Below are 13,428 nucleotides of genomic sequence, written 5' to 3'. Positions count from 1 at the left end.
AAACTTCGCGCTCACTTCGCCCAACCCTCGCTCGCGTGCGTGGCACGCGCGGCACACCAGAACGCCATGACCCGAGACCCTCGCCTGACCCTCAACGCGCGCCAACAGGAACTGCTCGAGTGGGTGCAACGCGACGGCTTCGTCACCGTGGAGGATCTCGCGGCCCATTTCGACGTGACGCCGCAGACGATCCGGCGCGACGTGAACTGGCTCGCGGATATGAACCTGCTGCGCCGCTATCACGGCGGCGCCAGTCTGCCGACCAGTTCGGAGAACGTCTCGTACACCGCGCGCCAGCGGATGTTCCACGAAGAGAAGCGGCGCATCGCCGCGTTAGTGGCGACTCACATTCCCGATCAGGCGTCGCTGTTCATCAATCTCGGCACCACGACCGAAGAGGTCGCGCGCGCGTTGAACCGTCATCGCGGGCTGAGAGTGATCACTAACAACCTGAACGTCGCGAGCATGATGAGCGGCTATCCGGATTGCGAAGTGCTGGTGACGGGCGGGATCGTGCGGCCGTGGGACAAGGGGATCGTCGGCGAGCTGGCGATCGACTTTATCCGCCAGTTCAAGGTCGATTTCGCGATCATCGGCACGTCGAGCATCGAACCCGACGGCACGCTGCGTGACTTCGACACGCGCGAAGTGCGCGTCGCCGAGGCGATCATCGAGCACGCACGCACCGCGTTTCTCGCCGCCGATCACTCGAAGTTCGGCCGCCCGGCACTCGTCCGGCAGGGCCATCTGAACCAGATCGACGCGCTGTTCACCGACGCCCCACCGCCCGCCGAGATGGACGAAACGCTCGCAAGCGCCGGCATCCAGGTCTACGTCGCCGCGTAAGCTTCGCTGTGCAGCCATGTTGCAGCGCACGCAAAACTTCGAGTGAAATCAAGGATTTGGCTGCTCAGCCCGACCGCCGCTCCATATGACAGTTGTCAAATGGAAAATTTTACGGGGCGGGTTTGGCGTTCTCTATTGGGTTGACTAAACTCCAGTTCCCCGACGCATGTCCGCCCGCTGCGTCGGCGGCATACGCTGCCCTCGCGCATGCATCGCCCCGCGGTTCGCGCCAGCCCCAGGCTGGCTGTTCTGGTGATACGGGTGCAGTTCACACGGAGAAAACGATGCTGAGTCCGCATGAATTCGCCACACTGTTGCTAGTGAAAGACGCTCCGAATCAGGTCGAGATGGAGCGGGATGAACTGGATGCCCTGCTCGAACGACAACTCGTTCAGCTCGAAAAGCTCGCATCCGGTCTGCGCCAATGGAGTCTCACCGAAACCGGCGATACCGCGCTCCGGGCGATCAAACGGCTGTCCTGATTCCCCTCCGGCGCGTGTCCATTCAGCGCCGGCACCCGGCTCCTCCGGCCGTGTCGGGATGACGTGGCGCGCCCAGTTCGCTGCAGGACGACCGAACCGGCCCGCTCTGCAAGATCAAACACGCAGTCAAAGGGACAACGAATTCGTTGTCCCTTTGTTCATTCTGCTTGTGCGGGTAACCTCCGCGATACGCGTTCAGCCCGCGCGCAAGGTCGGATCGACGGCCGCCCGCCAGCTCAACGCCTTCACCCGCTGATCGAGCAGGAACGCGACCCACTGGTTGCGCGCCTGCGGGTCGCTGCTTGCGCCAAGCGTGGCGTAGTGCTGCGCCAGCGTAGTCTGAAAGCCGCAGAAGCCATCCTTCGATAACCCGCCATGACGGCTCGCCACATAAGCGTCGAACACCGTCGAATACACGCCCTGCGCGTCGCTACCGTAGTCCACGCTCTGGGTGCCGCACATCTGCTGAAGCGCCGCGAACGAAGGCGCGCCCCATGTCCCGCCGAGCTGCGGCGTCCCCACACATCCCGCGACCAGCGCCGCGGCGCCGATCATCCAGATTCCACGCATGATTCACCTCAAGAAAGCTGCTGCCGAGAGTATCGTCCGCGGCAACCGGTTGCGCCAGTCACCAGGCTTCCCCGATTCTCCAGATGAACTTTACTTTTTCGAATTTGTTCATTAAAGTTCGAAAACGAACACTATCGGTTCGATAGTTTTTCCTTCATGTTTCCTTCATGGACTGGGAGCACAGCCGGTGACGCAAGGTTCTAGATACGACCTGCTCGTCGTGGGCGGCGGAATCAACGGTGCGGGCATTGCCCGCGACGCCGCCGGACGCGGTTTGTCGGTGCTGCTCTGCGAGCAGCACGACCTCGCGGCACACACCTCGTCGTGCAGCACCAAGCTGATTCACGGCGGCCTGCGCTACCTGGAGTATCGCGAGTTCGGGCTCGTGCGCAAGGCGCTGCAGGAGCGCGAAACGCTGCTGCGCGCCGCGCCGCACATCATGTGGCCGCTGCGCTTCGTCATGCCCCACATGCCCGATCTGCGCCCCGCCTGGCTGATCCGCGCGGGTCTCTTTCTCTACGATCACCTTGCCCGCCGCGAACTGCTGCCCGGCTCCCGCGGCATCGACATGCGGCGCCACCCGGCAGGCGCCCCGCTTGTCGAATCGATCAAGCGCGGCTTTGTCTATTCCGACGGCTGGGTCGATGACGCCCGCCTCGTCGTGCTGAATGCGCTCGATGCGCAGGAGCACGGCGCAACCATCCTCACCCGCACGAAGCTGATCGGCGCGGTGCGCGCCGGCGGCGAATGGCACGCGCAACTCCAGCAGGAAGACGGCAGCGTGCTCGACGTGCGCGCCGGTGCGATCGCCAACGCTGCGGGCCCGTGGGTCGGCGAGCTGCTGCATGGCCCGCTGGGACGCGGCGCACATCACAGTGTACGGCTCGTGAAAGGCAGCCATATCGTCGTACCCAAACTGTTCGACCACGATCACGCGTATATCTTCCAGAACCCGGACAAGCGCATCATCTTCGCGATTCCGTACGAACACGACTTCACGCTGATCGGCACCACCGACATCGAATACCACGGCGACCCCGCCGAAGTCTCGATCACACCGGACGAAATCCAGTACCTGTGCGATTCGATCAACCGTTACTTCCGTCGGCAGATCGCGCCGCGCGACGTGAGCTGGACTTATTCCGGCGTGCGCCCGCTGCTCGAAGACGAGAACGCGGACAACCCGTCGGCGGTGACGCGCGACTACCGGCTCGAACTCGACGCACCGTCCGGCGAAGCACCGCTGCTGTCGGTGTTCGGCGGCAAGATCACAACCTTCCGCAAGCTCGCCGAAGAAGCCGTCGACGAACTCGCCCGCGCGTTGCAGAAGAACGCCCCCGCGTGGACCGCCGCCCGCGCGCCGCTGCCTGGCGGCGATATCGCCGGAGCCAATTTCAAGCGCTTTCTCGCCCAGTTTCAGCAGCAGTACTCGTGGCTGCCGGCCGCGCTCGCGCACCGCTATGCGCGCGCCTACGGCACACGCGCATCGAAGGTGATCGGCAACGCACGTTCGCTCGACGATCTTGGCCGGGCATTCACACCGGGCCTGTACGAATCCGAGCTGCGTTATCTACGCGACATCGAATGGGCACGCAGCTCAAAAGACGTGCTGTGGCGCCGTTCGAAGCTCGGTCTGCACGTCGAAGCGGGCACGCTCGAGCGTGTGGCCGGTGAAATCGACGCGTGGTTCGCACGCGAACCGGCCGGCCAGCACGCATAACGACATCCGCGACGCGCTGCGCGGCTAACGCCGCGTGATCGCCGCGTCTGCGCAATCCGTAACAAGCATCACGGCAGTTGCATCACTAGAACAACAAGCCGTTCCGAGCGCCGGACACCCTCCGGCTCATCATGAAAACGCATGGAGAAGAGACAATGCAGGATCAATACATCCTCGCGCTAGACCAGGGCACTACGAGTTCACGCGCAATGCTGTTCGACCGGCAAGGCAACATCGTGTCGGTCGCCCAGAAGGAATTCCAGCAGATCTATCCGCGTCCGGGCTGGGTCGAGCACGACCCGCAGGAAATCTGGTCGACCCAGGCAGGCGTCGCCGCTGAAGCAGTCACGCGCGCCGGGTTGAACGGCACCTCGATCGCCGCAATCGGCATCACGAACCAGCGCGAAACGACCATCGTCTGGGATCGCGAAACCGGACAACCGATCTACAACGCGATCGTCTGGCAGGACCGCCGTACCGCAGACTTTTGCGACCAGTTGAAAGCGAAAGGACTCGAAGAGAAGGTACGCGCCAAAACCGGCCTGCCGATCGACTCGTATTTCTCCGGGACCAAGATTCGCTGGATTCTCGACAACGTCGAAGGCGCTCGCGAAAAAGCGAAGCAAGGCAAGCTCGCGTTCGGCACGGTGGATACCTGGCTTGTGTGGAACTTCACGAAGCAGGGGCTCCACGTCACCGACGTCACCAACGCGTCGCGCACGATGCTGTTCAACATTCACACGCTGAAGTGGGACGAAGAACTGCTCGAAGCGCTCGACATCCCGCGCAGCATGCTGCCCGAAGTGCGTCCGTCGTCGGAGGTTTACGGGCAGACGGTGACCACGGTGTTTGCATCGAAGATTCCGCTGGCGGGTATCGCCGGCGATCAGCATGCGGCGCTGTTCGGCCAGATGTGCACGCAGTCGGGCATGGTGAAGAACACCTACGGCACCGGCTGCTTCCTCGTCATGAACACCGGCGACAAACCGATCGAATCGAAGAACAACCTGGTCACGACCATCGCGTGGCAGATCGGCGACCAGATCAACTACGCGCTCGAAGGCAGCATTTTTATCGCCGGTGCGGTGGTGCAGTGGCTGCGCGACGGGCTCGGGATCATCAAGAGCGCAGCGGATATCGAAAAGCTGGCAGGCAGCGTCGCGCATTCGGACGGCGTCTACCTGGTGCCGGCGTTCGCGGGCCTCGGTGCACCGCACTGGAACGCCCGTGCACGCGGCACGCTATTCGGCGTGACACGCGGAACGGACTCGGCGCATATCGCGCGCGCGGCGCTCGATTCGATCGCCTATCAGTCGCTCGATGTGCTGAAAGCCATGGAAGCCGATTCGGGCATCCGCATCGCGGAACTGCGCGTAGACGGCGGCGCGTGTGCCAATAACCTGCTGATGCAGTTCCAGGCCGACGTGCTCGGCGTCGATGTCGTGCGTCCGCAGATCAGCGAAACCACCGCGCTCGGCGCCGCCTATCTGGCCGGTCTCGCCGTGGGTTACTGGAAAGATGTGAACGAACTGAAGGATCAGTGGAAGCTCGATCATCGCTTCAAGGCATCGCTCGCTGCGGACGATGTGAAGCGCCACGTGCACGGCTGGCAGCGCGCGGTGAACGCTGCAAAAGCGTGGGCCGACGCTGATTGACGCTGACGCGCAGGGCGTTCGCGCCCTCGTCTGCCGATCAGATTCGTTCATCCAATTCAGGAGCATTTTCGATGTCAACCATCACTCAACAATTAGCGAGGCGTCAGTTCATAGGAGAACTGATCTCCGAGGCCATTGCGGTCCTGATCATCATCGCTTTCGGCGATTCGGTCGCGTGCATGTACGTGCTTTACGATCCGAGTCCCTATGTGAACGCCTATTGGGGCGTCTGTATGGCATGGGGGCTGGCGGTGACGATTGCGATCTACGTCACAGGCTCGATTTCAGGTACGCATGCGAATCCCGCGGTCACACTGGCACTGGCGCTGTTCCGCGGCTTCTCATGGCGCAAGGTGTTGCCGTACTGGGTCGCGCAGGTGATCGGCGGTGTGCTGGGCGCAGTCCTCGTCTACACGCTGTATGCGCCGGTAATCGACCACTTCAACACGCTGCATCATCTGACGCGCGCGGACGGCGGCGCAGCCGGCGTGTTCTTCACGCACCCGGGCCTCGCCATCACACCGATGCACGCGTTCTCCGACGAAGTGATCCTGACTGCGCTACTGCTGTTCGGCATCTTTGCGATCACCGAGCAGTTCAACGAAATGGCGCCCAAGGCGAATGTAGGCGCGTTGATGATCGGTTTTCTCGTGGCAACACTCGGTGCGTCGATGGGATATCTCGAAGCGTGGGCGATGAACCCCGCTCGCGATTTCGGACCGCGTCTGTTCGCTTACTTTGCCGGTTGGGGTTCGTCCGCGCTGCCGTCGCCCGATAACTTCTGGTGGATTCCGATCGTTGCGCCGTTGATCGGCGGTGTGATTGGCGGCGGGGCGTATCAGTTGCTGATTCACCCGTTCCTGCCGGCGCGTGTGCGGGCGCTTCAGGGTGAGAAGACGATCGAGGCGCGTGCGGAGCAGATTTAGCTCGGGTTAGCCGAGGCAGATAGAGCGACACGTCAGGCGGCACGGAACGACGGCACGCGTAAAGCACGTATCATGACGCTTTTACGCGTGGCGGATGTTCCGCCCGCCTCTTCTTTTGCCGCATGATCGACCATCTCATCTGTGACTGCGACGGCGTGCTCGTCGACAGCGAAATCATTGCCGACCGCGTGATGTTCGACACGCTGACCGCGCTCTTTCCCACGCTCGATTTCAAGCCGGTCGTCAAGACGGCCTTCGGCCAGCAGACCTCGCGCTTTCTCGCGGGCGTCGAAGCATCGTTGAATATCAAACTGCCTGCCGATTTCCTCGAAACCGTCGAGCGCAACACCGAAGTCGAACTCGCCAGGTCGCTCAGTCCGATCAACGGTGTGCGCGAGGCACTGCACCGGATAACGCTGCCGGCTGCCGTCGTATCGAACAGTCACCTCGCACGCGTAACCGCATCCGTGCGACGGGCGGGGCTCAGCGATGTGTTTGCGGAACGCATCTTCAGCGCCGAACAGGTCGCGCGACCGAAGCCCTACCCCGACGTCTATCTGTTCGCTGCGCAACAGCTCGGCGTTGCTCCCGATCGCTGCGTGGTCGTCGAGGACAGCATCGCCGGCTTGAATGCGGCGAGCGCGGCGGGAATGAAAACGATTGCGTTCGTCGGTGCGAGTCATATTCCGTCGGGATACGCCGACGTGCTGCGCAAGATCGGCATCACGCGCATCATCGAGCGTATGGACGAGTTGCCCCCGCTCGTCGAAGCGGGCGTGCGCGGCGAGTTCGGCAACGCGCAGTCTTAAGCGCGTTCCGTTCGATAAGCGCGAGAAAGCCCGATGGCACGATAGTGCTACCGGGCTTTCGTTTTGCTACCTGAGCGCAGTTTCCGCTCAGGCGCAGTCTTCGCAATACTCGCGTGCGGCCGCCAGCGCCGTGCGGAATTCAACCAGCTCGGCGATCGTCAGGATCGGCAGATTGTGTTTTGCCGCGAAGCGTTCGACCTCGGCGCCGCGCGTCATCGTGCCGTCCTCGTTCATCAGTTCGCATAGCACGCCGGCCGGTTGCAGACCCGCGAGGATCGCGAGATCGACGGTGCCTTCGGTATGGCCGCGCCGCGCCAGCACGCCGCCCGGCATTGCACGCAACGGAAACACGTGCCCCGGTCGAACGATGTCGGCGGGTTGCGCGTGCTCGGCGATCGCCACGCGTATCGTCGTCACGCGATCGACAGCCGATACGCCGGTCGTCACACCATCGCGTGCTTCGATCGATACCGTGAATGCCGTGCCGTGACGACTCTCGTTGTTGATCGACATCGGCGGCAATTCGAGCGCGCGGATTTTCTCGTCGGGCAGACACAGGCATACGATGCCGCTGCATTCGCGGATCAGCAGTGCCATGGTTTCGACGCTCAGACGCTCGGCAGACACGATCAGATCGGCTTCGTTCTCGCGATCGTGATCGTCCTGCAGCACGACCGCGCGACCGTCGCGCATCGCCTGCAATGCGGCGGCGATACGTGGGGGTACGGGTTCTAAAGCGAGTTGAGGAAGATCGGCGAACGCATCGGGGGCGAACGTCGTGGGTGCTGGAAAAGCAGCAATGGAAGAAACACCGGAAACAGCAGTAGTAAGAGACATGTGAAACGCTCCTCGCGAGAGTTGGGCGAAAAACGTTTCAGGGCATTGCAAACAGACAGAACGCATTCCGCAGGCCGCACCGCGAACGGCACGACCGCAAACCGCCACTCGCCGCCAAACCAGGCCGACGGCGCAACGGAACGCACATGACTATCTGCACATCTTCTTCCATCCGGACTATGACCGTCGGCTCTGGCATCGCACCAGATCTGCTGACCCCGTTTTGTCTAACGATGCCGTGAGGCTACGCAAGACAGAACAACACGGGCGCTCGCGGGCTCGTCGGCTCGCGCAGTGATGACTGCGCTGCCGGCATACCGCCGGTGGGGAATTTCACCCCGCCCTGAAGACGCACTGATTGCCGGACCGAATGTCCGGCCGGCAAAGGATACAACAGCCGCGCACGCCATGCTGCGCGGCAGGGACAAATTAGAGGGTTGAATCTGCGTGCATTTACTGATCACGCCGATTCGCAAATATCACCGGCCCGCTTCGGCCACACGTTCCGCCGCATGCCGCAGCGTTTCGGGCGGCACGTCCCAGCGCGGCGGCGTTTCCGCATTAAGCGTCACGCGAAACGCGCGTGCTTCGGTGTCGCCGGGATTGCGCAGGCTGTACGGCTGGTCCGCATCGAAGACGATTGCGTCGCCAGTGGCGAGCAACTGTCGCTGCTCGTGCACGCTCACTTCGAGCGTGCCTTCGCTGACTACGAGGTTGACCGTCGTACCTGGCGCGCGGCGCGTGCCGGGTTCCGTGTGCAGCGGTGCAATACGCAATTCGTGAAACTCGGCGGCAGCGGGCTCTGCATCGGGATAGAGCGAACGTGCCGAATAGCGGCCATCCGCACTGACGACACGAGCCGCGCGATCGGCGGGAAGATGTTCGAAACCGTTCAGCGCGTGACGGCGCAGGAACGCGGACACCGACACCTTCAATGCAGCTGCGACCTTGCACAGCACCTTGATCGACGGCACGCTGCGCGCCGATTCGATCTGCGCGAGCATCGCGCGTGAGACGCCGGATGCACGCGCCAGCGCATCGAGCGACAGTTGCCGCTCTGCGCGCAAGCGCGCGAGATTCACACCGACCAGATGCTCGAGCGTATCGAACGATTCGTTGCTGCGCGAACCGTCATGAACGAAATGCGTACCCTGATGAGCGGACAGGGCTGCGGCCTCAGCCGCGGGATCGCGAACCAGCGCAAGCGGGGAATGCATGATTGCCTCCAGGAGCGCCGCCGGAAGGCGGACGAGCGTTAGTGGAGGCTAGACTAGCATCGCGTTTCGCCGCGCCCAACGAAGTTATCTTCACACTGTTATCAGCATCGCGGAGGACGATTCTGCGAATGCTTGTGCGGATTTCTTATAAGGCGGGCGCTGGATGGAAACATCATGCCGGCGGCATAAAGCGTCACAGTTACGCCTGCTGCACCACCGCCGAAGGCGCATCCATCCGCGTCGCAATCCACGTCAGCAGCAATGCGGCAACAGTCACCGCAGCCGCGACCCACGGCAGCATGTCGAGCCCGTAGCCATGACCGATCGCGAGACCGCCGAGCCACGCACCGCCCGCATTGCCGACATTGAACGCGCCGATATTCAACGTCGACGCAAGATTCGGTGCCGCCGTCGCCTTCTCGACGACGCGCATCTGTAACGGCGGCACGGTCGCAAACGCCGCAATACCCCAGATAAACACGGTCACCGCAGCCGCAACCTGCGAATGGCTGGTGTGTGCAAAGACCACCATCACGACAGCGAGCACGACCAGGATGCCCATCAGCGAAGGCATCAATGCGCGGTCCGCGAGCTTGCCGCCAAGCGTATTGCCGATCGTCAGGCCGATACCGAACAGCACGAGAATCAGCGTCACGCCGTGCGGCGAGAAACCGCTCACCTGTTCGAGGATCGGCGCGATGTAGGTGAACACGACGAACACACCACCGAACCCGAGCACCGTCATCAGCAGCGCGATCCAGACCTGCGGATCCTTCAGCACGCGCACTTCGTGACCGAGACCGGCCGGCCCCGTGTCATGCCGGTTCGGCACGAGCGCCGCCACGCCGGCGAGCGAAATCACGCCGAGCAGCGACACGATCCAGAACGCCATGCGCCAGCCGAACAGTTGACCGATAAACGTACCAAACGGCACACCAAGCACGTTCGCGAGCGTGAGCCCGGTAAACATCAGCGCTATCGCACTGGCGCGTTTTTCCTGCGGTACGAGCGACGCGGCAACCACCGCGCCGATGCCGAAGAACGAGCCGTGCGCAAACGACGTAACGACGCGCGCGATCATCAGCACCGTATAACCGGACGCCACTGCGCACAGCACGTTGCCGACGATAAACACGCCCATCAACAGCTGTAACGCGAGCTTGCGCGGCATCTTGCTAGTGATCGCGGCGAGCAGCGGCGCACCGACTGCGACGCCGAGCGCATAGCCGCTCACGAGCAAACCGGCCGACGGCAGCGAAACAGCAAGATCGTGCGCAACCTCGGGCAACAGACCCATGATCACGAACTCGGTGGTACCGATAGCGAACGCACTGATGGCGAGCGCAAGGAGCGGGATAGGCATCGAAACTCTCCAGATTTCAGAAGCGCGCGTGCTGTAGCGCCGTCACGAATTCGACAACGACGCCCGGCGCCAGCGCAACGAACAATTGCAATTCACCGGCGAGCGGGACCTCGGCGAGCTGGTAATCGACCGCCGCATCGGTAAGCCGCGCAAGCAGCGCGTCCCACTCGGCGGCGGTATCGAGTCGAAACGCGACATGGTCGATACGCGGCGTCGCACGAGCGGTCGAACCGGGCACCGTCGCCGCGACCAGATGGATCGCTGGACGGCCATCCGCATACAACCAGTCGCCGTCGATACCGAACGGCGGCCGCGCGCCGCGCACGAGCCCGGCCACGTCGACGAAAAACCGCCGCGCGCCTTCGAGATCGGGAGTAACGATCGTTGCGTGATCGAGATGCATGAGACGACACCGCTCCGGCAAAAAGCCATTCAGAAGTGCGGATTGTCCGCGTTGCGCGTCAATTTGATAATTGGCGTAGCATTTGAATCATTTTCAAATTATTTGGAATAATTGATGGACAATCTCGGCGATATCCGCCTGTTCGTCGAGGCCGCGCAGCTGGGCGGCCTGTCCGCGGCGGGCCGCAAGCTCGGTCTCACGCCGGCGGCCGCCAGCGCGCGGCTCGCCAAGCTGGAAGCGCAACTGAAAGCGCGGCTCTTCGAGCGCACGACGCGCCAGTTGCGCCTCACCGACGAAGGTCGTCTGTATCTGAGCTGCTGCCAGCAGGCACTGCAGGCGCTAGACGATGCCGAGGCCGCGTTGCAGGCCGGCCAGAACGTCGTGCGCGGCAAGGTGCGGATCTCGGCAACTTCCGATTTCGGCCGCAACCTGCTGATGCACTGGCTCGACGAGTTCAACGAGCTTTACCCCGAGGTGACGTTCGCGCTCACGCTGTCGGATTCGCTTTCGAACCTCGTGCAGGAAGACATCGATCTCGCGATCCGCTTCGGCGTGCCGCGCGACAGCTCGCTGGTGGCGCGCCCGCTCGCGCCGAACCCGCGGGTGCTGTGCGCATCGCCGGAATACGTCGCGCGGCATGGCGAACCGAAGGACCCGCTCGATCTCGCGCGTTTTGACTGCATCGTGCTCGTCACCGCCTCGGGGCCCGTCAACGAATGGCGCTTCACACGCGGCGACGAAGTCCAGCACTACACCGTGCCGCTCGACACCTCGCGCGAAACCAACGACGGCGCCATCGCCCGCGAATGGGCGCTGCGCGGCTACGGCATCGTGATCAAGTCGATGTGGGATGTCGAAGCCGACCTGCGCGCCGACGGGCTGCGCGTGCTGCTGCCCGAATGGCACTACCCGGACGCGCCGCTGCATGCGCTTTATCACCGCAACCGCTTCATGGCGCCGCGGGTGCGGGTGCTGCTCGACTTCCTGAGCGAGCGTTTCGCGCAGGTCACGACCGAACTGGAAGCACTGCTAGGGGTGCCCGCATCGAAGCCGGCACGATGAAAGCGCCGTTTTGAGCGGCTATAATGCGGGATTCCGTTGCGAACACCACTGCGTCGTCCCGCTGGCCGGGGCCGCGCACGTTTTTCGCCCTCTTTTCACCTGTTTTACTTGAAGACGCCCCCAGGTTAACCACTGCGAACGGCGAATCTCAATGACCAAGAAAGTTTATGTAAAGACCTTTGGCTGCCAGATGAACGAGTACGACTCCGACAAGATGGTCGACGTACTCGGCGCAGCCGAAGGGCTCATCAAGACAGACTCCCCGGAAGACGCGGACGTCATTCTCTTCAATACCTGCTCGGTGCGCGAAAAGGCCCAGGAGAAAGTTTTCTCCGATCTCGGCCGCGTGCGTGAGTTGAAGGAAGCGAATCCGAACCTGATCATCGGTGTGGGCGGTTGTGTCGCGAGCCAGGAAGGCGCGGCGATCGTTGCGCGTGCACCGTACGTAGACCTCGTGTTCGGCCCGCAAACGCTGCACCGTCTGCCGCAGATGATCGACCAGCGCCGCGCAAGCGGCCGTCCGCAAGTCGACATCTCGTTCCCGGAAATCGAAAAGTTCGACCATCTGCCGCCGGCGCGCGTCGATGGTCCGAGCGCGTTCGTCTCGATCATGGAAGGCTGCAGCAAGTACTGCAGCTACTGCGTCGTGCCGTACACGCGCGGCGAAGAAGTCTCGCGTCCGCTCGACGACGTGCTCACCGAAATTGCCGGGCTTGCCGATCAGGGCGTGCGCGAAGTTACGTTGCTCGGCCAGAACGTGAATGCTTATCGCGGCGCGTTGACGCAAAACTCACCCGACATCGCCGACTTCGCGACGCTGGTCGAATACGTCGCCGATATCCCCGGTATCGAGCGCATCCGCTATACGACGTCGCATCCGAAGGAATTCACGCAGCGGCTGATCGATACCTACGCGAAAGTGCCGAAGCTCGTGAATCACCTGCATCTGCCGGTGCAGCACGGCTCCGACCGTATCCTGATGGCGATGAAGCGCGGCTACACGGTGCTCGAATACAAATCGGTGATTCGCCGGCTGCGTGCGATCCGCCCGGACCTTTCGCTGTCTACCGACATGATCGTCGGCTTCCCCGGCGAGACCGAAGAAGATTTCGACAAGATGATGGCGCTGATTCACGAGATGAGCTACGACACGAGCTTCTCGTTTATCTACAGCCCGCGGCCCGGTACGCCGGCCGCCAATCTGCACGACGACACACCGCGCGAAGTGAAGCTCAAACGGCTGCAACATTTGCAGGCGACAATCGAAGAGAACGTCGTGCGCATCAGCCAGGCGATGGTCGGCAGGGTCGAGCGGATTCTGGTCGAAGGACCGTCGCGCAAAGATCCGACCGAACTCGCCGGCCGCACCGAGAACAATCGCGTCGTGAACTTCCCCGCGCCGCTCGCCTCGCATGCGCGGCTGATCGGCCAGATGGTCGATGTGAAGATCAACCTCGCGTATCCGCACTCGCTGCGCGGCGAACTCGTGCTGTTGCACGACGCCGTACCGGCTAGCACTCACTAGGCACCCCTTAAGC

At 62.7% G+C, this 13,428-nt stretch carries 13 protein-coding genes and 1 riboswitch; of the genes, 8 read left to right on the top strand and 5 right to left on the bottom strand.

Annotation, left to right across the window (positions count from 1 at the left end):
• The first annotated feature begins 66 nt into the window (after positions 1-66).
• Both M0D65_RS29640 and M0D65_RS29635 read left to right on the top strand, forming a co-directional pair.
• Complete coding sequence (locus tag M0D65_RS29640) at positions 67-846, top strand: DeoR/GlpR family DNA-binding transcription regulator (protein WP_266255693.1); 780 nt, start codon at positions 67-69, stop codon at positions 844-846.
• 284 nt (positions 847-1,130) lie between these two features.
• A complete protein-coding gene (locus M0D65_RS29635) occupies positions 1,131-1,328 on the top strand; it encodes a hypothetical protein (RefSeq protein ID WP_091011065.1) in 198 nt (65 codons plus the stop codon).
• Positions 1,329-1,523: 195 nt separating this feature from the next.
• Here M0D65_RS29635 and M0D65_RS29630 read toward each other — a convergent pair whose 3' ends face one another.
• Positions 1,524-1,898, bottom strand: a complete 375-nt coding sequence (locus tag M0D65_RS29630) for a hypothetical protein (RefSeq protein WP_266255692.1) — start codon at positions 1,896-1,898, stop codon at positions 1,524-1,526.
• A gap of 187 nt (positions 1,899-2,085) precedes the next feature.
• Between M0D65_RS29630 and glpD the strand changes: the two genes are divergently transcribed.
• The 4 genes from glpD (at position 2,086) to M0D65_RS29610 (ending at position 7,008) form a co-directional block, all read left to right on the top strand.
• A complete protein-coding gene (gene glpD, locus M0D65_RS29625; protein WP_266255691.1) occupies positions 2,086-3,618 on the top strand; it encodes a glycerol-3-phosphate dehydrogenase in 1,533 nt (510 codons plus the stop codon).
• Between the two features lie 155 nt (positions 3,619-3,773).
• Complete coding sequence (gene glpK, locus M0D65_RS29620; protein ID WP_091011061.1) at positions 3,774-5,273, top strand: glycerol kinase GlpK; 1,500 nt, start codon at positions 3,774-3,776, stop codon at positions 5,271-5,273.
• 71 nt (positions 5,274-5,344) lie between these two features.
• Complete coding sequence (locus tag M0D65_RS29615; protein ID WP_091011060.1) at positions 5,345-6,199, top strand: MIP/aquaporin family protein; 855 nt, start codon at positions 5,345-5,347, stop codon at positions 6,197-6,199.
• A 122-nt stretch (positions 6,200-6,321) separates the two neighbouring features.
• A complete protein-coding gene (locus M0D65_RS29610; protein ID WP_266255689.1) occupies positions 6,322-7,008 on the top strand; it encodes an HAD family hydrolase in 687 nt (228 codons plus the stop codon).
• Positions 7,009-7,095: 87 nt separating this feature from the next.
• Here M0D65_RS29610 and ribB read toward each other — a convergent pair whose 3' ends face one another.
• The 4 genes from ribB to M0D65_RS29590 all read right to left on the bottom strand — a co-directional run bounded on the left by ribB (position 7,096) and on the right by M0D65_RS29590 (position 10,828).
• Positions 7,096-7,845 (bottom strand): 3,4-dihydroxy-2-butanone-4-phosphate synthase, encoded by a 750-nt coding sequence (gene ribB / locus M0D65_RS29605; RefSeq protein WP_266255688.1) that lies wholly within the window; start codon positions 7,843-7,845, stop codon positions 7,096-7,098.
• A gap of 156 nt (positions 7,846-8,001) precedes the next feature.
• Positions 8,002-8,200: riboswitch (FMN riboswitch) on the bottom strand.
• Positions 8,201-8,324: 124 nt separating this feature from the next.
• On the bottom strand, positions 8,325-9,062 hold the full coding sequence (locus M0D65_RS29600) for a helix-turn-helix domain-containing protein (RefSeq protein ID WP_096718144.1): 738 nt from the start codon (positions 9,060-9,062) through the stop codon (positions 8,325-8,327).
• Between the two features lie 199 nt (positions 9,063-9,261).
• The gene (locus tag M0D65_RS29595; RefSeq protein WP_266255687.1) at positions 9,262-10,425 is read right to left on the bottom strand and encodes an MFS transporter; all 1,164 of its coding nucleotides are present in this window, start codon (positions 10,423-10,425) and stop codon (positions 9,262-9,264) included.
• 16 nt (positions 10,426-10,441) lie between these two features.
• The gene (locus tag M0D65_RS29590) at positions 10,442-10,828 is read right to left on the bottom strand and encodes a VOC family protein (protein ID WP_266255686.1); all 387 of its coding nucleotides are present in this window, start codon (positions 10,826-10,828) and stop codon (positions 10,442-10,444) included.
• Between the two features lie 114 nt (positions 10,829-10,942).
• Between M0D65_RS29590 and M0D65_RS29585 the strand changes: the two genes are divergently transcribed.
• Both M0D65_RS29585 and miaB read left to right on the top strand, forming a co-directional pair.
• A complete protein-coding gene (locus M0D65_RS29585; protein WP_091011054.1) occupies positions 10,943-11,890 on the top strand; it encodes a LysR family transcriptional regulator in 948 nt (315 codons plus the stop codon).
• 151 nt (positions 11,891-12,041) lie between these two features.
• Complete coding sequence (gene miaB / locus M0D65_RS29580; protein WP_266255685.1) at positions 12,042-13,415, top strand: tRNA (N6-isopentenyl adenosine(37)-C2)-methylthiotransferase MiaB; 1,374 nt, start codon at positions 12,042-12,044, stop codon at positions 13,413-13,415.
• Positions 13,416-13,428: the final 13 nt, after the last annotated feature.

Source organism: Paraburkholderia sp. CHISQ3 (genome assembly GCF_030464945.1).
GTDB lineage: Bacteria > Pseudomonadota > Gammaproteobacteria > Burkholderiales > Burkholderiaceae > Paraburkholderia > Paraburkholderia megapolitana.
Note: the sequence above shows the minus strand (reverse complement) of the source record. Positions and strands in the feature narration are given on the sequence as shown.

Excerpts from the sequence above, each read along its gene's own strand:
- M0D65_RS29640 (WP_266255693.1), top strand. The coding sequence starts at position 67 with ATGACCCGAGACCCTCGCCTGACCCTCAACGCGCGCCAACAGGAACTG.
- M0D65_RS29635 (WP_091011065.1), top strand. The coding sequence starts at position 1,131 with ATGCTGAGTCCGCATGAATTCGCCACACTGTTGCTAGTGAAAGACGCT.
- M0D65_RS29630 (WP_266255692.1), bottom strand. The coding sequence starts at position 1,898 with ATGCGTGGAATCTGGATGATCGGCGCCGCGGCGCTGGTCGCGGGATGT.
- glpK (WP_091011061.1), top strand. The coding sequence starts at position 3,774 with ATGCAGGATCAATACATCCTCGCGCTAGACCAGGGCACTACGAGTTCA.
- M0D65_RS29615 (WP_091011060.1), top strand. The coding sequence starts at position 5,345 with ATGTCAACCATCACTCAACAATTAGCGAGGCGTCAGTTCATAGGAGAA.
- M0D65_RS29610 (WP_266255689.1), top strand. The coding sequence starts at position 6,322 with ATGATCGACCATCTCATCTGTGACTGCGACGGCGTGCTCGTCGACAGC.
- ribB (WP_266255688.1), bottom strand. The coding sequence starts at position 7,845 with ATGTCTCTTACTACTGCTGTTTCCGGTGTTTCTTCCATTGCTGCTTTT.
- M0D65_RS29600 (WP_096718144.1), bottom strand. The coding sequence starts at position 9,062 with ATGCATTCCCCGCTTGCGCTGGTTCGCGATCCCGCGGCTGAGGCCGCA.
- M0D65_RS29595 (WP_266255687.1), bottom strand. The coding sequence starts at position 10,425 with ATGCCTATCCCGCTCCTTGCGCTCGCCATCAGTGCGTTCGCTATCGGT.
- M0D65_RS29590 (WP_266255686.1), bottom strand. The coding sequence starts at position 10,828 with ATGCATCTCGATCACGCAACGATCGTTACTCCCGATCTCGAAGGCGCG.
- M0D65_RS29585 (WP_091011054.1), top strand. The coding sequence starts at position 10,943 with ATGGACAATCTCGGCGATATCCGCCTGTTCGTCGAGGCCGCGCAGCTG.
- miaB (WP_266255685.1), top strand. The coding sequence starts at position 12,042 with ATGACCAAGAAAGTTTATGTAAAGACCTTTGGCTGCCAGATGAACGAG.